14 protein-coding genes and 1 pseudogene are annotated in these 19,116 nt (G+C 52.1%); 9 read left to right on the top strand and 6 right to left on the bottom strand.

Annotation, left to right across the window (positions count from 1 at the left end; genetic code table 11):
* Positions 1-986 precede the first annotated feature (986 nt).
* Together A7E78_RS15580 and A7E78_RS00830 are read right to left on the bottom strand one after the other, a co-directional pair.
* Positions 987-1,640, bottom strand: a complete 654-nt coding sequence (locus A7E78_RS15580) for a methyl-accepting chemotaxis protein (protein ID WP_072282491.1) — start codon at positions 1,638-1,640, stop codon at positions 987-989.
* 179 nt (positions 1,641-1,819) lie between these two features.
* Positions 1,820-2,647, bottom strand: a complete 828-nt coding sequence (locus tag A7E78_RS00830; RefSeq protein WP_072282490.1) for a J domain-containing protein — start codon at positions 2,645-2,647, stop codon at positions 1,820-1,822.
* 616 nt (positions 2,648-3,263) lie between these two features.
* Between A7E78_RS00830 and A7E78_RS00825 the strand changes: the two genes are divergently transcribed.
* Complete coding sequence (locus A7E78_RS00825; RefSeq protein ID WP_072282489.1) at positions 3,264-5,396, top strand: methyl-accepting chemotaxis protein; 2,133 nt, start codon at positions 3,264-3,266, stop codon at positions 5,394-5,396.
* Positions 5,397-5,470: 74 nt separating this feature from the next.
* Here the strand turns inward: A7E78_RS00825 and A7E78_RS00820 are convergent, their stop codons facing one another.
* The 3 genes from A7E78_RS00820 to A7E78_RS00810 all read right to left on the bottom strand — a co-directional run bounded on the left by A7E78_RS00820 (position 5,471) and on the right by A7E78_RS00810 (position 8,170).
* Positions 5,471-6,592, bottom strand: a complete 1,122-nt coding sequence (locus tag A7E78_RS00820) for a ribonuclease Z (protein WP_072282488.1) — start codon at positions 6,590-6,592, stop codon at positions 5,471-5,473.
* 93 nt (positions 6,593-6,685) lie between these two features.
* Positions 6,686-7,369 (bottom strand): YkgJ family cysteine cluster protein, encoded by a 684-nt coding sequence (locus tag A7E78_RS00815; RefSeq protein WP_235606770.1) that lies wholly within the window; start codon positions 7,367-7,369, stop codon positions 6,686-6,688.
* A gap of 294 nt (positions 7,370-7,663) precedes the next feature.
* Positions 7,664-8,170 (bottom strand): potassium channel family protein, encoded by a 507-nt coding sequence (locus tag A7E78_RS00810; protein WP_158516049.1) that lies wholly within the window; start codon positions 8,168-8,170, stop codon positions 7,664-7,666.
* 454 nt (positions 8,171-8,624) lie between these two features.
* Here A7E78_RS00810 and A7E78_RS00805 point away from each other — a divergent pair, with 454 nt between their 5' ends.
* The 8 genes from A7E78_RS00805 to A7E78_RS00775 all read left to right on the top strand — a co-directional run bounded on the left by A7E78_RS00805 (position 8,625) and on the right by A7E78_RS00775 (position 17,980).
* The gene (locus A7E78_RS00805) at positions 8,625-9,746 is read left to right on the top strand and encodes an efflux RND transporter periplasmic adaptor subunit (RefSeq protein WP_072282486.1); all 1,122 of its coding nucleotides are present in this window, start codon (positions 8,625-8,627) and stop codon (positions 9,744-9,746) included.
* 14 nt (positions 9,747-9,760) lie between these two features.
* Positions 9,761-12,841 (top strand): efflux RND transporter permease subunit, encoded by a 3,081-nt coding sequence (locus A7E78_RS00800; RefSeq protein WP_083552490.1) that lies wholly within the window; start codon positions 9,761-9,763, stop codon positions 12,839-12,841.
* Positions 12,842-12,875: 34 nt separating this feature from the next.
* Entirely contained in the window at positions 12,876-14,279 is a 1,404-nt protein-coding gene (locus tag A7E78_RS00795; RefSeq protein ID WP_158516048.1) for an efflux transporter outer membrane subunit, read from the top strand.
* A 221-nt stretch (positions 14,280-14,500) separates the two neighbouring features.
* Positions 14,501-15,112: a paraquat-inducible protein A gene (locus A7E78_RS00790; RefSeq protein WP_072282485.1), complete on the top strand. Its 612-nt coding sequence runs from the start codon at positions 14,501-14,503 to the stop codon at positions 15,110-15,112.
* Entirely contained in the window at positions 15,099-15,737 is a 639-nt protein-coding gene (locus tag A7E78_RS00785; RefSeq protein ID WP_072282484.1) for a paraquat-inducible protein A, read from the top strand. The genes A7E78_RS00790 and A7E78_RS00785 overlap by 14 nt, the downstream gene beginning before the upstream one ends.
* On the top strand, positions 15,730-17,187 hold the full coding sequence (locus A7E78_RS00780; RefSeq protein ID WP_158516047.1) for a PqiB family protein: 1,458 nt from the start codon (positions 15,730-15,732) through the stop codon (positions 17,185-17,187). Before A7E78_RS00785 ends, A7E78_RS00780 begins: the two co-directional genes overlap by 8 nt.
* Positions 17,184-17,384, top strand: coding sequence for a hypothetical protein (locus A7E78_RS14760; RefSeq protein WP_083552480.1), 201 nt, complete (start codon positions 17,184-17,186; stop codon positions 17,382-17,384). Before A7E78_RS00780 ends, A7E78_RS14760 begins: the two co-directional genes overlap by 4 nt.
* Positions 17,381-17,980 carry a PqiC family protein gene (locus tag A7E78_RS00775; RefSeq protein WP_072282483.1) on the top strand — a complete coding sequence of 200 codons (600 nt, stop codon included), beginning with the start codon at positions 17,381-17,383 and terminating at the stop codon, positions 17,978-17,980. The genes A7E78_RS14760 and A7E78_RS00775 overlap by 4 nt, the downstream gene beginning before the upstream one ends.
* A 184-nt stretch (positions 17,981-18,164) precedes the next feature.
* On the opposite strand, the pseudogene A7E78_RS15260 reads toward A7E78_RS00775, so the two are convergent.
* Positions 18,165-18,758, bottom strand: a pseudogene (locus A7E78_RS15260) (DUF3313 domain-containing protein).
* Positions 18,759-19,116 lie beyond the last annotated feature (358 nt).

Raw genomic sequence — 19,116 nt, 5'->3', positions numbered from 1 at the left:
GATGTGACTCCTTTTTGATGCGTTGTTGAATTTTTGGCAGGCCCACCGGTTCCTGAAAATCGGCTCCGGCCTGTCGCCTGAATAAATATAAATTGTGCTTTGAACAGAAAAACCCCATCCGGACCATCCGGATGGGGCACCTTTACCCCGAAAACGCCGCCATGGCGCTTATCGAAACTATCTTTGTTGAACTAAATACAAAAAGCCCAGCGGAGGGATATTTCCCCCGGTGGGCTCCGTTGCCGAAAATGCCTGGTCACTCCGTCGTGTCCCGCATTTGTCATCTTTTGAATGCAGGGGGCGTGCCAGAATTTAGATTATTTTTTAAGATGTTGTTTTTACAGTACTTTTATGTTTTATTGAAGTTTTAAGGGCTACCTGTAGATGCTTTTTTGTGCACAAAAAGGGAGCATCGGAAGACAGTTGAACAAAAAAGCAAGCAGAAGGTTTTCGCCGAAAGAATCGGTTGCAACAAGTATTCTATGAAAGCAGACTTTCTTAAACAATCGTGCAAAAGACAGGGGCGGCAATCTCCGGCAGAGCCGGTCGCATCATCAAACACCACCGCAATGCGGCTTACCTTGGACCAGGCTTATTGAAAAGCAGGACCGACTCTGCGAAATGCTCTTGTGCCACCACGCCGGCAACGTTACTGCTGCTCTCATAACCGCAAATCTCCGAGTCCTTGCTCCCTCCACTGAGGACGATGGGCAGGTCTCGGTTGAGGTCAAGTTTCTCAATCTATTGCTGCCCATCGTCGGCGGTGGTGTAGAGCAAGGCCGACGCCAGCGACCGATCGGGTCCCGGGCGGATTCACCCGCCCTTGCCTTCACTACAGGGGTGCAGTGCGGTATACGATCTGGGGAGTTTCTTATAAATATTCTTACCCAGGGAACCTTTCCAGGCCTTCGATTTGGTGAAGAAACGAACATTGCTCTTTCCAGTTACAAAACCTGGAAAGGGTCAAAAGCTCTTGCATCGCCCTGCTAATGCAGTTGTTCCAGCAATTCTTCGAGCTGTTCCGACATAAGACTGTTATCGTTGTTTACCGCCTCGATACTTTCCAGCAGCGTCTTGGCTTCATCAGCTGTCGTCTTGACCGCTTCAGCAACTACTGCGAAGCTGCGCCCTTTTTCACCGGCCCGTGCCGCTTCGATGGCGGCATTGATCGCCAACATTTCCAGGTTTAGAGCAACCTGAGTAATTCCGCCTAAAGCACCTTTGATTGTTTTGGTACTTGCGGTAATCTCTTCACTGATAGTGCCGATCTGATCGGAGACGTGCTTATTGGTTTTTTTACGGCTCTCGTTTAAAACGTTATAAAACATCAGGGACCCTTTGGCGCTAATAAGCTCCGTCGCCGGGTTACGGTTCTCTTCGATGAGTTCCTGAACTTTAGGAGATCCAGTTGCCTCGATAATGAAATCGGTACGGTGGCTCTTAACCGCCGCGATAAGATCGGTCTCCTGCTGGACACCCAAAGCCTTGGCTTCGACCATACCCGGAGCCTTGACCTCGCGGTCCACCATATAGACTACCTTTACCAGACCACTATCGGCAAAGATCTTAAGCATCTCCAGTCCGCCATGGCCGCCACCGATAATTCCCAGAGTCAATTGTTTCGTTTCTTCTGTCGCCATACCTAAATGCCTCCTCCTGCATCTATAGTGTCCAAAATCCCCGAAAGTTCGTTTTGCCCCACAAAGGAGCCCAAAAACACCATTTACCGAGCATTTTGCAGTTTCCGTTCCAGATATTCCATAAACAGAAAAAGGGCCCTTAAAGGGCCCTTGGTTAAATCTGCTGACAACAAATTATATCAACGATTTGCGCGTAACAGCTCGGCAGCGATCTTTTGGTTATGAGCCTGTTGCTCGAGAACCAGGCGCTCGATATCAGCGGCCGTCAAGATCTTTTTTTCGATAAAAAACTCGCCAAGGCGTTGTTGCTGCGAACGCTGATAATAGAGCAGCGTCTGCAACTGACGTTCACTAAGGTACTGAAGGTGAACCGCCTTTTCTCCAAAACGACGCAAATGCCCGCGTGAGTTGAGAATGGCACGAATCTCTTGCTCTGTCAGCCAGCCCCAGCGTTGAGCAATATCGCCCAGATTGGGGCGCTGACGGCGCTGCCAGACCAAGGCCTCAACCAACTGCCGATAATCGATCAAACGCTGATAATAGAGAAAAAGGCCGAACTCCAAGGTCCGTCCAGGCAACTTGCCACAATAGAGATGAGACTGCCGGGGGCTGGCCCCCCAGCCGGATGGGCGTCGGGCCTGAGGCCGTTCCTGGGTTGGCCGGCTGCTGCGAAAGCCGCCGGGAGGCTTGGTTGATTGAGGTTGAGTCGGCCTTGGTGAAGAATAAGAACGACCAACCAGCGCCACCCCCCGCTCCCTCTGTTTAAAGAAATGACCGATCAGTTCATAAGCTGCCGCCACTTCTTGAAAGAGACCGGTTTGACGACGTTTTTGTGCGGCATCCCCCACAAAAGTATCGGGATGGGTTTCCTTAACCTTTTGCCGATAGGCAACCTTGACGCCGCTTGGCTGCAAGTAGGAGAGAAAATCGAGAGACAGGTCGACTTCCGCACCGAAAAGTGTACGACATGCTTTAAAAATTTCGGTTTCTGAGAGAATGGCCGACAACTATTTAGGCCTCCTGGAAATTTCCGCCCCTGATCGAACAAAATTCAAGGTCAAGTCGAACTATGACAGATGACATTTATGCTTTTTTACCCGTTGCTGCAAGCCTTGTCAATACGCTGTTCTCTTCGCAACTTCTGACCTCTCGGTAACGAGACCTTTACCGCACCCCGTTATCTCGAAATAGAACTGCACACAAGTGTGGCATGCCACACTTGTGTGGCCGACTGTGGTGGGGCATGCCACACCACAGAACAACAACCTCGTCATCTAAACCCATAAAGTAAGGCCTGCAGTCCTTTAGAGTCTCCGCAATAATGATTTTTGCTCATAACCAAAAGAGCTCTAAACTAACCAGAATATTAAAACATTAGCTCGTATCCCTCGTCATCCCTCTAATTGAAAAACACCTCTCTTATTGTTCGGCATAATCCTTGCTCAAAGAATTCGAACAAAGTTTTAAAATTATGCCGTTCAATGCTTGCAAAAAACACAAAAATTTAGTCTATTGATACGCTGTTTAGCGACCAACAATCCATAGCATCTATTTTCTTCTTTATGGTTTTGCAGATTTAATCGCTGGCAACAGCCTCACAAGCTCTTGACAAAGGAGTCCGAAGTGAAAAATCTGAAAATTTCCCAAAAAATCTTTCTATTAAGTGGAAGTCTGCTCTTGGCTTTCACCTTGATAGCCAGTTGGATGTACCTGGCTGCCAAGGACAACGTCCTCCAAGGTCGCCGCAGTGAAATCAAGCATGTGGTGGAAACGGCCTGGGGGGTACTCGACCACTATGCCAAACAATCGGCACAAGGGTTGATCAGCGAAGAAGAGGGCAAGGAAAAGGCCATGGCCGCCGTTAAAGCACTGCGTTTCGACGGCAAGAACTACTTGTGGATCAACGACTTCCAGCCACGCATGATCATGCATCCCCTTGATCCGGAACTGGTCGGCCAGAACTTGGCGGGGAAAAAAGATCTTAACGGCAAGGCCATGTTTTCCGAAATGGCCCAGTTGTGCCGCAAGCAGGGCCAGGGTTTTGTCGAATATTCCTGGCATAAACCGGGAAGCGACCAGGCCGTCGCCAAGATCTCTTTTGTTAAGAAGCTTCCCCAGTGGGACTGGATCATCGGTGCCGGCGCCTACATGGACGACATCCATGCATCCCTGAGCAAAATCTTCTACCTGACCTTCGGTTCTCTGGCCATTATTCTGATCGGCGGCGTCCTGCTGACCCTGTACATCGACCGCCTGATCGCCAAGCCTATCAACCTCGCCGTTACCGAAATGGAAAAACTCGGCAACGGTAACTTTGATGTCAAACTTGAGATGGACCGCACCGACGAAGTCGGCCGCCTGGCAGCCGCCATGAATACCATGATTGGAAACCTGCGAGAAATCTTCGTCGGCGTCCGCTCCATGGGGGTCAAGATCGCTTCCAACTCCCTGCAAATGAGCAAGCAGATCGATACCTCGGCGCACCATGCCCAGGAGCAGAGCGAGATCGCCCACGATATCTTCGCCAGCAGCAAGGAAGCCACTGCCGCGCATGGCGAAATTTCCAGCAACACTCAGCGCATCTGCGCCTCGACCAGCAATAACCTGGATACAGCCAGGGTGTCCTTTCAGGAACTGATGGACGTCAACGATCACATGAACTCCATGACCGAAAAGATCGATAGCTACACGGAAACCATTAACCAGATGGATTCCGAGTCGCAGGAGATCAAGAAAATCGTCACCCTGATCAAATCGATCGCTACCCAGACCTCGCTCCTGTCTCTTAATGCTGCCATCGAGGCGGCCCGTGCCGGCCAAGCCGGCAAGGGCTTTGCCATCGTTGCCGATGAAGTGAAAAAGCTGGCCGAAGAAGTCAACGTGGCCAGCGAAGACATTGCGGCAAAAATCAACATCATGCTGACCCATATCGAGACCTCCATCGAGGAATCGAAAGAGGTGAGTCATTTATCCCAGATCACCAAGACCGCCGTGGCCAAATCGTCCAACAGCTTTAAGGACATGATCCGCGATTTCGAGAGCAATGATGACCAGTTGCAGGGCATCACCGCCTCGGTAGAAGAACTCTCCGCGGCCAATGACGAGATCCACGGCAAAGTCACCACCATCAACGATGTGAGCCAGGAGGTTTCCCAGCTCATGGCCGAAGGCCAACAACTCTCAGAGGACCTCTACGAAATAACTGAAAAACTGCTGGAAAACAATGCCCGCTTCAAAACCGGCACCGGCTATGGCGAGCAAGTGGTCGGCGAAGCCATGAAATTGCGCCGGAAAATACGGGACATCCTGCAGGATATGCACAAACGGGGGGTCAACGTCTTTGATCAGAATTACCAGCCGATTCCGGGCAGTAACCCCACCAAATATAAGACCTGCTATGACGATGCCTTTGCCGGTGCCGTCCAGGGCCTGACCGACAATTTGATGAACAGCCTCAAGAGCTGCAGCTTTGTCCTCTGTGTCGACAGCAACGGTTATGCGCCAACCCATAACGGTATCTACGCTCAAGCGGTGACCGGCAACCCCGAGACCGATCGTGTCAACAGCCGTGACAAGCGGATGTTCGACGACAAAGCCGGTCTAAAAAGTGCCAAGAACACCAAACCGGTACTGTTGCACAGCTACCTGCGCGATACCGGAGAGGTGCTGAGCGAATTCGCCGTGCCCATCAAGGTTGATGGCAAGCATTGGGGCGCACTGCGTATCGCTCTGGCTCCCGAAGTCATCATGGACTAAAAGAAACGCTCAACCCAGCATTTGCACCAACCGCCCATCGGCCTCGCCGGTGGGCGGTTTTTTTCTGCCCCACCTCAATGAAAGGTTCCGGGGATGCTTTTCAGCTTAGGCGGCAGTCGTGGGAAATCGCAAGGCAACAACGGCCTCGGTAGCAGGTGCTCGGGAATTTGGATGAGCGATACCTCCGGTGGCATTTGCAACTCTTGATACAATACCTGACAGCGACCGTTATAGGTTTTGGACAGATGCATGGGCAGAAAGTACCCCGGCCGCAGGTCATCGAGCAGCCGATTCAGGTCTTGGGTACAGAGGTGATAGGAGCGACGAGCCTTGGCAATATCCTCACTTAAAAAAGCACATTCGGCAATCAGAAGAAAGACATCCTTAAGAAGAGGATTGAGTCGTATCAGGTTCTCCGGACTAAAGCCGATATCACTGACATAGCCAATGCTCGCCGGTGAAACGGAACGGCAAATGGATCGATAAAGACTTTCGGCATCGGGCTCAGACCCCGGGGTGATGTCATCGCTGAAGCGGCGCAAAACTTTTAATGGTGTGCGATCGATGAAACCGTTGTAAAAACGTCTTTTCAGCTCCTCCAACCAGGGTCCCGCCACCAGGCCGGCATGCTGCAATCGCTGTCGGTCGACAGAAAAAATCGGTCGTTCTCTGCAACAGTAGGCCACAACAGGGATTTTGTGATCGCAGAGAACAGCCTCCACTTGCAGGTAGTCGTTACGATAAACAATGCGTCCTTCGCGCCGCTGTTCTCCCTCATACAGGCAGGGGAAACCCTTTGGACCCGGGAACAACCAACTAACGATCGATTCTGCATGAACCTCCCGCACCCGCAGAGAGCACCAGAACCGTTCGGCCAGATTCCAGTCATAGCCGGCCAGTTTATGCTGCAGCTTAACGGCCAAGCCCGGGGGTCCGAATATTTCAAAGGTCCCTGGCGAAACCAGCACATTGCGTATAAAGGTGTCGATTCCCATGAAGTGGTCCATGTGGGCATGGCTGATAAATATGGCCTGAGTCTGCTTCAACACCCGTTTCGCCAGATGATGAATCTGCCCGCAATCGAACAACAAATTGCGGCCCAAGGGTCTGACCCGCACCAGCAGCACCGGATCGTCAAGCAACCCAGCACAAAATTTCGCCTCCAGATATCGGAATAAACGAGCTGACGAACTCACAGCACTCCCTTCCCTTCTGTCAGGAGGTCGTCCCGATGCGAGGCAACCCCTTTTCTCTATGTTAGCAGGGAAAAGCAGAGGGGGGCAGTGACCTCAGCGGGATAAAACCAGGGAAGGATCGGCCGCAAGGGCGGGAAAATCAATGAGCAGAGCCAAGGGGATGAAGGTATCGGCCTCTCTTAAAGGTGAACCGAGGAGTTGCTGATTAAACAGGGCAAGCAGGTCGAATTCCTGGGCATAAACGCGACGAAAAGACCAACGCAATTTATCCAAACTCAAGGGATCGATACCGTCAAAGTTCAGAGTACAATAGAGATCGGAAAAACTTTCACCGCTGTCGTCGATGTTGGGCAGGCCGTGGGTGCGGCAGATCATCGGCCGGTGTTCATAAACCAGGCAAGCGCCGTCTTCCCCCAGTAGCGGACAAGGTACCCGGTCGTCCTCCGGCATTTCGGTCCAGAGCTCGTCGGGTAAATGATTCAACAGGTAAGGATGCTGAAATCCAGACCAGTCGGACTGTAACTGCCGAAGGCGCTTTTCGGCCTTGGCCCGGACGGTCTTCTGACGCTCAGGAGACAGGCGATTGAAACCAGACTGCAACAAAAAGGCATCGAGCAGCGTGATATCAAACAAGCCGCGGCAACAGGCCGCACAACCTGCCGCACAATGAATCTGCCCCTCAAAAGACTCTTTACACCGGGAAAACCATTGATCCACCGAAGTCAATAAAGTCTGGTAATGCCGCAGGATGTTTTTTATCTCTGGATTGTCGATCAAACCCGGGGGTCTCCTTAAAGCCGTACCGGTTATTCTCAAATAAGACCTATAGTCGTTTCGGTTTTTCGCATAAATTTATCATTCCCATGGCTTCGGGCAAGGTAACACCGACACGATATTTCAGCAACGCAATAACCGCTCAGTTCGGTAGCTCCCTGAATTCAGGTTACATGCTGCATAAAATTAACAATTGTAAAGCCAAAAGGCCGGTAACATTCGTGTGCAAATGTTGCCGGCCTTTTGGCCTGTCACTACACAACGAAGTATTATCTAAAAACAACCTCTGAAACTTCGCTATTTATTTTTTTCCATGGTTTGAGCGATATGAACACCCACAAGTTTGGCAACCAAAACGGTCAAATATATTTGACCGATTATGGCCTCCAACAACGACAGCGAGTTGGCAGGAACGCTCAAAGGAGTGATATCACCGTAACCAAGGGTGGTCAAGGTAATGAAACTGTAATAGAAAAAAAGTTCACGTAACTCCTGAGTCTGACCGACCGGTATATTAAAAGATCCGGGCTGCAATCCTTCGAGCAAGGTAAAGGCAAACCCCCAGACAATGCCCAACAACAGATAGACCACCAAAGAACCGTAGATAACGTCGCGGCTGATTTCATTCGTTCTGAAGATATAGATTAAAATTTGGATAATAGTATAACTGATGAACAGTATGCCAAAACCGAGGCTCAGGTTACTGATAAGAGCATGATTTAAAAAATGATTTGCCCACAGCCCTAAAAACATTGGTGCAGCGAGCAACAGACCAATTACGGCCGCCTGTTTTTTCAGTCGCACTGCATAGACAGCAGAGAGCAAAATCATTGAAAGAAAAACATTCAGTAACTTTTTGAGCTCGGTGAAACCGACCAGAAAAGGCTGAAGGGCCAGAAGAAGACATATCGAAACCAACAGAAAGAGAAACCTGCCCTTAAACCAGGTTCGCAACAACGACGATACATTTCCTAAGGCCATACCCGCCCCCACTAGAAATTACCTGCCAGAATGTTCTCTAAATCGCAATAATCATTTACTCAAAAGCATCCTGAGATTTTCGTTTAATATTTTCAGCTTAACAAAGCCAGCGGATATTGCATTTTCCCTCCCCAAAGTGGCGATTTTCCGAAAATGTGGTTTTATTAAACAATACGCAGAATCACAACGAGTTTGCTTAATAATCCCCACGCACCATTGGTTGCAAGTTCAATTTAATGGTGACCATCAAGAATACTTTGCACCGAGGTGAACAAACATGAAATTTCAATGCCTGTTTATCGTCATGATCCTCCTTGCCGTAAATTCACTGACCGGCTGCAGCAAGGAAGAGCAAGTCATAGAGGAGATACGCTCTGTCAAGACCTTCACCGTACAGGAGTTGTCTACCGGACAGGTGCGTAAATTCTCAGGCATTGTTCAGGCCGCAGAGTCTTCGGCCCTGAGCTTCGAAGTCGGAGGGCAGGTTGAGCAGGTTCTGGTCGATATCGGTGATCGGGTGCAAAAGGAACAGATTCTGGCGGTGCTTGACAAAGAACCCTACGAGTTGCTGCTGAAGAGCGCCGAAGCGGAGCTGGTACGGGCCAGGGCCAACCTTACCAACAAAAAAGCCGATTACGAGCGCGAAGAGGCCATCTTCAAAGAAGGGGCCGGCAGCCAGAAGCGCCTCGACCAGGCAAAGTTCGGTTACCGGGAAGCCGGGGCCGGGGTTCGGGTTGCAACCTCCAAGCTGAACCTGGCCCTCCGTGATCTGCGCAAGACCACCCTCTTCTCCCCCTACGACGGCAGCATCGGCAAGCGGATGATCGAACCACACATGGAGGTGGCGGCCGGTCAGCGGCTGTTCGAGATCGATGCCGAGGGCGACATGGAGGTGGAGGTAAACATCCCGGAGACGGTGGTCAACCAGATCACGATCGGTTCGGAGACCGCCATCGTGTTGACCGTACAACCTGACCAGAAAATTGCCGGCACGGTCAGCTCTATCGGCACCATGGCTGAGACGGCCAACGCCTTTCCGGTTAAGGTGTCCCTACCTGAACCGCCTGCCGATATACAATCGGGCATGACCGCCGAGGTGACCTTTCCGCTGCAGAAGAAAAACGGCCAGCCGGGTTATCTGTTGCCACCCCAGGCTTTCCAGGTGGGCAAGGAATCGGGGAGCGCCTATGTCTTTATCTATGATGCGGCCAGCTCAACGGTGAAAAAGACGCCGATTCGTATGAGCGGAGCAAAGAACAATCAGGCTGTCGTCGTCGATGGGTTGGCGGCCGGAGATATCGTGGTGGTAGCCGGACTCGGTTTCTTGAGCGATGGCATGCAGGTCCGGCTGATGGAACAGCCGGCCCCGGTCAAGCCCGAAGCTTTCGATCTTAAATAAGCGGGGGAATTGCCATGTTGAACATTACCGCTTTTGCACTGAAAAACTCCCGCACCGTCATTCTCTCATTAATCCTGATGATCGGCGCCGGCCTGATCCTGTTTAAAAACCAGCCGCGTCTGGAGGACCCTTTCATCACCATCCGCGAGGCGGTAATTTCCGCCGGTTTCCCGGGCATGTCGCCGGAGCGGATCGAGCGCCTGATCACCCGGCCCATCGAAGAACAGTGCCGCACCATGGGTGAGCTTAAAGATGTCTGGTCGACTTCCAAACGGGGACAATCGATCGTCCATGTTTCCATACGGGACGAAGTGCCGGCCGACCAACTGCCCGCTACCTGGAAGTTGCTGCGCAACCGCATCGCTGACATCGCCCCGACCCTGCCGCAGGGCACGGTCGGACCGGTGGTCAATGACGAGTTCGGCGATACGGCGGTGGCAACCGTGGCCCTGTGGAGCGACGGCTTTTCCATGGCTGAAATGCGCGAGGCAGCTCGGAATGCCCGGGAGCGACTCGGCACCATGCCCGGCATCAAGAAGATTGAACTCTATGGCGTTCAGGAGGAGCGGATCTATCTCGATTTTGCCAACGCCAAGCTGGCAAAGTTCGGCATCGGCGCCCGAACCATCTCGGAAACCCTGCGGGCCCAGAACATCATCCTGCCGGGGGGACGATTCGACCTTCAGGGCACCGAGTTCATCATCGAGACGACGGGGAATTTCAACCAGATTTCGGAGATCGAATCGCTGTTGATTCCCATCCCCGGAACCGAACAGACCGTGCCGTTGCAGGATCTGGCCACGGTGCGCAAAGGCTATGTGGACCCGCCGGAAAACCCGGCCTATTTCAATGGCAAGCAATCCATCGTATTGAGCTTCATTCTGCTGGAGGGGGTTAACGCGGTGGAGTTCGGGGAGCGGCTGACCCTCCGGCTCAAGGAGATCGAACAGAGCCTGCCGCTCGGCTACGTCTTCGAATATGCCACCTACCAGCCCTACCTCATCGCCAAGGCGGTCAACGGTGCGGTGATTAACGTGGTCGAAACGCTGGTCATCGTGTTGGTGGTGGTCATGCTGTTCCTGGGGGTGCGCACCGGAATGATTGTCGGCAGCTTCGTGCCCCTGGTGATGCTGTTCGGTGTGGTAGTCATGGGCTTCATGGGTATCGAGCTGCAGCGCATGTCCATCGCCTCCATGATTATCGCCTTGGGCATGCTGGTCGACAACGGCATCGTCATCGCCGAGGATATCCGCACCCGCATGGGACTCGGTGTGCCGGCCAGCGAGGCGGCCCTGCAGGCCGGCAATTCCCTGTCCGTGCCGCTGCTAACCAGCACCCTGACTACGGTGCTGGCCTTTACGCCGATGATGCTGATGATTGGCTCTTCCGGCGATTACATCCTGTCGTTGGGCCAGGTGGTGACGATTCTGTTGCTCGGTTCCTGGTTCCTGTCGATGTATTTCACTCCCAGTTGCTGCACCTGGTTTTTAAAGGCTGCACCGAAGGCCAAAGAGGAAATCGGTGATCCCTACCAGGGAAAATTCTATCGGGTTTACCGTAACCTGCTGGAGTGGGCCCTGCGTAGCCGGACCCTGGTTATGGCCGTGGTGCTGGGTACGCTGATGTTGAGCTTCTATGCCTTTACCTTTATTCCCGAGGTCTTTTTCCCGCCGGGGGACCGCAACCAGTACCTGGCCTATCTCGACTATCCAGCCGGGACCCGCATTGACGAGACAGCCGCTTCGGTACAGGAAATCGGCGCCTGGCTACAAGACAAATCGGTCAATCCCGAGATTACCGGCACCGTGGCCTATGTCGGCAGTGGCGGACCGCGCTTTTTCCTTTCTTTGTCACCTAACGACCCCGACCCGCACAACGGTTTCATCATCATCAACACCGAGAACGACGAACAGGTGAAGGGCATGGTGCGGCGAACCCGCGACTACCTGCTGGCTAACCATCCAAACGTGCGTGGCCGGGTCAAGGGCATGTGGCTCGGCGCCAGTGAGGTGGGTCTGCTCGAAATCAGGGTGAGCGGTCCCGATCTCGAAATCCTGCTGGATAGGGCCGAACGGGTCATGGCCGGCTTGCGAGCGATTCCCGGCACTCTTGATATCAAGCAGGACTGGAACAACCCGGTGACCAAGCTGGTAGTTACGGTCGATCAGGCCCGGGCACGCCGCGCCGGACTGAGTTCGCAGGAAGTAGCCGATTCTCTCGACGCCTTTATCGACGGTAACACGGTCACCGATTTCCGGGCCGGCGAAACGGTGGTGCCGGTTGTGGTCCGCGGCCTTGAACAAGAGCGCAAGGATATCGGCTCGCTGCCCGGTCTCGGCATCTATTCGGGGACCACCCGTAACAATGTGCCCCTGTCGCAGATCGCCGATATTCATGCAGAGCGGGAGATCAACCAGATTCATCGCTATAATCAGGAACGGACCGTGACCATCGCCGCCGTTCATCCGAACATGGCTGCGAGCGAACTGTTCCTTGCGCTGCAGCCGACCTTGGAGGGCCTGGAGCTACCGGCCGGCCACTGGTGGGAGCTCGGCGGCGAACTAGAGGATGCGGCCGAAGCCAAGGAATTGCTGTTCTTCTGGTTTCCGCCCTGCTTTTTGCTGATCATTGCCTTGCTGGTCTGGCAGTTCAACTCCTTCCGCCGGGCAGGCATCATCCTCTTTACCATCCCCCTGATCATCATCGGTGCCGTGGTCGGTTTGATCGTGATGCGGGCCGATTTCGGTTTCATGGTCATCCTCGGTCTGCTGAGCCTGATGGGCACCATCATCAACAACGGCATCGTGCTTATTGATAAAATCGAGGTCAACCGCAGCGATGGGCAGACGGATTACGAGGCGGTGATTGGGGCGGCCATCTCCCGTTTCCGGCCGATCCTGATGTCGATGACCACCACGGTGCTGGGTCTGCTTCCGCTCATCCTGTCCCGTGACCCGCTGTTTTACGGCCTGGCCAGCGTCATGGCCTGGGGCCTGGCAATCGGCACTATCTTCACCTTGGGTGTCGTCCCATTACTCTATACCTTGTTCTTTAAGGTTCCGATTCCACACCGAACCGAAGTCGCAGAAGGGTGATTTTTCTGTCATGCCCGACAAAGGAGAGAGCTTCATGACCAGGATTCCTCTCATTCGCACGTTTTGTTTGATCACCACGGCCGCTTTTCTCCTCTCCGGCTGCAGTCTGGTAGGTCCCGACTTCGTAAAGCCGACAGCACCGGTTGCCGAAAGCTGGATCGATGCCGAAAACGCCGGTATTCAGCATCGGGAAGAAGATCTTAGTGAATGGTGGCAAGCCTTTAACGACCCGGTTCTCGATGGCCTGATCAAACGCGCCTATGATCAGAACCTGCCCTTGCAAATCGCTGGGCTGCGAGTCCTCGAGGCTCGGGCGCGTCTGGGATTGGCAACCGGCAATCTATATCCTCAGACCCAGCAGGCAACCGCCGGCTATTCCAAAACCCAACTCAGTCGGAACAGCCCTAACATTTCCCCTGGAATTGATCGCGTGTACGACCAAGCCTCTTTCGGTTTTGACGCTGCTTGGGAACTTGATTTCTGGGGACGCTTTCGGCGGGGCGTAGAAAGTGCGGACGCGGCATTGATGGCGGACATCGCCAGCTACGACGATGTGCTGGTCACACTCACCGCCGAAGTGGCTCGTACCTATACCCTCATTCGTACTCTGGAAGAACGAATCAATCTGGCCGAAGACAATGTAACGATTCAGAGCGAATCACTGCGAATTGCCGCTGTTCGATTCAATAACGGAGCCGTCACCGAGCTTGACGTGCAGCAGGCCACATCGCTGTTGCGCAGTACTCAGGCTCTTATCCCGCAACTCAAAAGCTTTCATCGCCAGGCCCAGCATGCCCTGAGTATTCTGCTCGGCCTGCCTCCTCGCGATCTATATTCTCTTCTCATGGGTAAGGCAAATATTCCAGAAGCACCAGCAACGATCGCCGTTGGCATACCAGCGCAATTGCTCCGTCGGCGCCCTGACATTAAACGAGCAGAGATGCAAGCCGCAGCACAAAGTGCCCGAATCGGCCTCGCTAAGGCTGATCTTTATCCCAGCTTCACCCTGTTAGGCAGTATTGGCTGGAGTGCATCCAACACAGGCAATTCCGACACAGGCGATGTGTTTGAGTTCAGCGACAGTTTGACCTTTCAAGCTGGGCCTTCCATCCGCTGGAATCTCTTCAACTACGGACGCATCAAGAACCAGGTCCGTATCGAAGATGCTCGGCTTGAACAGCTGTTGGTCAACTATCGTAACGTGGTACTCGAAGCGGCTCGCGAAGTTGAAGACGCCTTGACCGGTTTTGCCAGGGCTGAGGAACAGGCTGAATTTCTGGGTAAAGGTGTAACAGCAGCCAAGCGAGCATCTGAACTGGCGATGATTCAGTATCGTGAGGGAGTCATCGACTACCAGCGTGTGCTCGACACCGATCGCTTTCTCACAGAGCAACAAGACATTTACACCGCCACTCGGGGGAAATTGCTCTCAACCTGATCGCTCTGTACAAGGCTCTAGGCGGCGGTTGGCAGATGCGGCAGGGAAAAGACATTGTGCCGGAGCCCATGCAGCAGGAGATGAGCAGACGCACGGATTGGGGCCGACTGCTTGAAAAAGGCAAGCAGCCTCTGTGGCGAGCGCCAGACTGGTAAATATTGCATCAAAGTCATTTACGTTTCCTCTATGGACAAGTTTGAATCCCAGGAGATGATCCACCAATGTCACCCTTGCTGGCCTGCCATGGATGCGATTTGCTGACTCAAATCCCACCACTTCCGAAGCATGGTGCGGCCTATTGCCCCCGTTGCGGCTCTCTCCTCATGCGTGCTAAACCGAACAGCATCGAACGATCTTTGGCGCTGGTCCTGGCCAGCATCGTCCTGTTTGCGGTGGCCCTGAGCTTTCCTTTTCTGGCGATGAAATCCGGTGGATTCGAGCAACAGACCAACTTGATCACCGGCGTCTATTTACTTTATCAGCAAGGAATGGAAGGTTTGGCAACAGTCGTTTTGCTGACTTGCGTGCTATTCCCCTTGCTGCAGATGACCGGCCTGCTCTATGTATTATTGCCCGTCTACCTGAAAAGGCGCCTGCCGCGGGCGGTTCAGGTCTTCCGCTTTGTTCAGCACCTGCAACCCTGGAGCATGATGGAAGTCTTCATGATCGGGATTCTGGTCTCTTTGGTCAAATTGGCTAAGCTGGCTGCAATTATTCCCGGTATTTCACTCTGGGCCTTTGCTCTGTTGATTTTTACCACTGCTGCCCAGACGGCGGTTCTTGATACCCACAGGGTGTGGGTAGCGTTGGAGGCATCCGATGGCACTGATTGAGGCAACAGCCAGACAAAGGGGGATGGCCAGCTGTCACAGCTGTCATCTTTTATGTCGACTGCCATCCGAGGAAAGGGAAGGCCGCTTTTCCTGCCCCCGTTGCGGTGCGGCCTTGCACAGTCGCAAAAAAAACAGTCTTACTCGCTGCTGGGCGTTGCTAATTGCCGCCAGCATCCTTTTAATCCCGGCAAATCTGCTGCCGATTACCATTACTTCGGCACTGGGTCATACTCAAGCGGACACCATTATCAGCGGCGTGATCTATTTCATTCACTCGGGCATGTGGCCAATCGCCCTGGTGATCTTCGTTGCCAGCGTTTTTGTGCCTGTAGTCAAATTGTCGATTCTTGCCTTGCTGATGTTTTCAGTTCAACGCCATTGGCAGTGGCGCCCAAAAGACCGGACGCGTCTCTACCGGTTGACGGAACTAGTTGGTCGCTGGTCGATGGTCGACGTATATGTCGTCACTATTCTGGTCGCCCTGGTAAAACTAGGCGCAGTGGCGACAATTGATGCGGGATTCGGCGCCGTATTTTTTGCGGGAGTCGTGGTTCTGACGATGTTCGCCGCTGAAAGTTTCGACCCGCGGCTGATCTGGGATGCCATGGAGGAAGCCAATGAATGATTCGAATATAAATCACCTGCCCCCTGAAGCCTTTTCTCAAGCTGAAGTGCGTACAAAGCAGGGCTTTTCAATTGTCTGGCTGATACCGCTTATTGCCCTGGCCATTGGCGGCTGGCTGGCCTTTAAGGCCATCACCGAGCATGGCCCCTTGATCAGTATCCATTTTACGACCGCTGAAGGACTGGAAGCAGGCAAAACCAAAATCAAATACAAGGATGTTGTAATCGGCGAGGTCGAAGAAATCAAGCTGTCAGAGAAGTTGGATGGAGTCATTGTACTGGCTCGAATGGATAAAGACACTAAGCCGTATCTGACCGAAGAGACGCGCTTTTGGGTTGTTAGAGCCAGAATTTCGGCGGGTGAAGTGTCGGGTTTGGGGACCCTCTTGTCCGGCGCCTACATCGGTATGGATCCAATTCAGGAAGGCAAGCCGACGCGCAGTTTTACCGGTTTGGCGAAACAGCCTCTAGTCACAGCGGATGAGCCTGGTCAGCACTACCTGCTGCGCTCCCCGTCCCTGGGCTCGCTGAATATCGCTTCACCTGTTTTTTATCGTCAGATCAAAGTTGGCGAAGTGGTGGACTATGATTTTGATCAAACAGGCCAAGCTGTTGAGATTAAAGTTTTTATCCACGCTCCCCATGATAAGCGAATCAACTCAGCCACCAAGTTTTGGAATGCAAGCGGGGTGGACGTGAAAATGGATGCCAGAGGAATCAAAGTTGATACCCAATCGATAGTCTCGATTTTTCAAGGGGGTATTGCTTTTGATACACCATCCACCCTAGACGCCATAACGAAAGTTTCCGACAGTTTTAAATTCCCGTTGCATCCCGACCGGGAGGCCGCAACAAAAAAGAGCTACGCCATCAAGAACTACTACATGATGTACTTTGATCAATCAGTACGCGGACTAGTGCCTGGTGCGCCGGTGGAATTTGGCGGTATCCAGATAGGGGAAGTTGTCGACTTTAAATTAATCATCGATACCGCCAGCCTGAAAGTGCGTATCCCGGTACTGGTGATGATCGAACCTGAACGTTTGGAATTATATTCCAATGGCAAAAAAGTTGATTACCAGTCCGCCATTGAAGAACGAGCAAAGGGCAACAAACGTCTTATCCAGGAGGAACTTCTCAAGCACGGCATGCGGGCCCAGTTGAAAACAGGCAATCTATTGACGGGGCAGTTATACATCGAAATCGGTCTTTTCCCTGATGCGGAACCGGTGGAGGTTGCTTATGAGAATGACTACCCGATCTTCCCAACAGTTTCGACACCTTTAGGAAAAATTGCCGAAGATATCAGCAAGGTAGTTAAAAAAATTGATTCGATCCCGATCGAAGAGTTGGGCGAAGATTTACATGAAACAATCGTGACCCTTAGGGCAACTCTACAAGAATTCAGGGGGCGGCGGGAAACATCCATCAGGAGGTTCTACCCAACTTGAATCAGACCATGATCAAATTGCAGGAGACATTGACTGAGGTCAACAACTCTTTTGGTTCAGATTCTGCTCTTAACCTCAAAGCTCAACAGACTCTGGATGAACTCACCGGTGCGATCCGCTCGCTGCGTGCGGTCACCGACCAACTGGATCGCAACCCACAGTCACTTATTTTTGGCCGAGGAGAATCAAAACAATGAGATACCAGAGTGCCACTGTTTTGGTGATTATCATTTCATTGCTGCTCTTTACCGGTTGTAGCGGGACTCAACCGGCAATGCGTTATTATCAATTGACGCCAACATCCACAGTTTCGAGCACAGAGCCTTTGTCTGAGCTCATCCTAGGCGTCGGCCCCGTCACGATTCCTGAAATGCTCAAACGCCAGGAAATCGTCATTCGTGGTGATGGCAATCAATACCAATTGTCTGAGCTTCACCGATGGGCCGGTCTTCTGGAAAATAATCTGACAATGGTGATTATGGAAAACCTTGGCAAGCTGCTCGACACAGATCAGGTCGTCAGGTACCCATGGGAATCATACGACCATCCTGATTATCGAATTATTATCGAGGTCCTGGATTTGACGGGAAAACCTGGAGGCGTGGTGTCATTGCGAGCCGGCTGGACAATCGTCGATGGTTCTGGTCAACAGATGTTGGTGAGAATCATCAGTGAATATGCACAACAGGTGACCGACCAAAGTGTCGATTCTCTGGTTCAGGCAGAGAGTCAAGCGGTTGCCTTGCTCTGCCGGGAGATCAGTGTCGAACTAAGAAAACTTGAAAATAAGTAGTTCCTACTTTTTGCTATTGGTATTTGCTCCCATAAATAAGTTAAAACAAACACTTCCTTCTTCCCATCAAACAGAGCCTATTGATCCTTGGATCAATAGGCTCTACTCAGCGGCGCTAAGTTCGGATAAGACTACTCGATGATTCGCCGTTCAAAAACATCAAACGGAATTAAAATACTGGTTTTTATAGTCCTCGTACTGCATCCAACCGCTGACGGAAACGTTTCGCCCAATAATCAAAAGCCTGCTTGGTGTCCACCCATTTACCCCTGAAAGCACTTTTGCCGCCCTGTCGGCGATCAACTGCTGCAGCGAGTCGTTCTCCCGTTAGAGAGTCGAGAATTTCGATTTCAGTAGCCGCCTCGCCGGTCCCTAAATTATCTCCGCTGGCTGCCTTCGTTGCACCGGCGACAACCATACCCACCGGAATAATGGATGACATCGTGTTCGAAATAGGTTTGCTTGGTTTAACATCGGTAATCGCCGTTCTTACTCTTAAAACTCCTGGCCCCGGTTAATCAACGATTTCATAACCACCTTTGACCGCCTCAAACAACGCGTTTTGATAATATTCTGTGAGCTCATTGAGCAAGGCCGGATCAAACCCCTTGTATTCAGCCTCATCACTTAAAGATATCTGGATGCGTTCGAACATAATTTTGTCGTACGGTTTAAAATCGATCTCTGAATTGATGTAAACCAGAGCCGCGAAATCCTCACCACCCGGTTTAAGCATACTGTAGTCTTCAAGGAACCCGGTCTTTGTAACGTCCTTCATCCCGCTGGCCGCGCAACCCATAACCAAAGCGCAGAACATAAAAGCAATTGCCAGTTTCGTTACACTCATAATTTTCTCCTTTCTCGATAAAGGATCTATTCCCGGCGTTCACCACTTAACTCCAGCAGCCAATAACCTCGTTTAACTTTACCCTATGATCTCGAAAATCAAACTGGCCATTAAAACATATAAGCCCTTTGCCGGACCTGTCCTTCGTTTCCTGGGCACTGCCACTTCATCTAGCTGTGGTTTTTAGTAAAAAAGCCACCGAATTTCGGTGGCCTTAAATAAGAATGCTTATGTCAGGGAAAAGCTTGGTGATGGTACCGCTGGCAGTGTTGAGAAAAACGTCCGGTAC

The sequence above is a fragment of the Syntrophotalea acetylenivorans genome (assembly GCF_001887775.1).
Taxonomy (GTDB): Bacteria; Desulfobacterota; Desulfuromonadia; order Desulfuromonadales; family Syntrophotaleaceae; genus Syntrophotalea_A; species Syntrophotalea_A acetylenivorans.
The sequence above is the reverse complement of the archived record's forward strand: the minus strand, read 5'-3'. Positions and strand labels throughout refer to the sequence as shown.

Bases quoted from the DNA above. Each gene is read 5' to 3' on its own strand.
- A7E78_RS00800 (WP_083552490.1), top strand. From the start codon at position 9,761: ATGTTGAACATTACCGCTTTTGCACTGAAAAACTCCCGCACCGTCATT.
- A7E78_RS00790 (WP_072282485.1), top strand. From the start codon at position 14,501: ATGTCACCCTTGCTGGCCTGCCATGGATGCGATTTGCTGACTCAAATC.
- A7E78_RS15580 (WP_072282491.1), bottom strand. From the start codon at position 1,640: ATGGCGACAGAAGAAACGAAACAATTGACTCTGGGAATTATCGGTGGC.
- A7E78_RS00795 (WP_158516048.1), top strand. From the start codon at position 12,876: ATGACCAGGATTCCTCTCATTCGCACGTTTTGTTTGATCACCACGGCC.
- A7E78_RS00785 (WP_072282484.1), top strand. From the start codon at position 15,099: ATGGCACTGATTGAGGCAACAGCCAGACAAAGGGGGATGGCCAGCTGT.
- A7E78_RS00805 (WP_072282486.1), top strand. From the start codon at position 8,625: ATGAAATTTCAATGCCTGTTTATCGTCATGATCCTCCTTGCCGTAAAT.
- A7E78_RS00780 (WP_158516047.1), top strand. From the start codon at position 15,730: ATGAATGATTCGAATATAAATCACCTGCCCCCTGAAGCCTTTTCTCAA.
- A7E78_RS00775 (WP_072282483.1), top strand. From the start codon at position 17,381: ATGAGATACCAGAGTGCCACTGTTTTGGTGATTATCATTTCATTGCTG.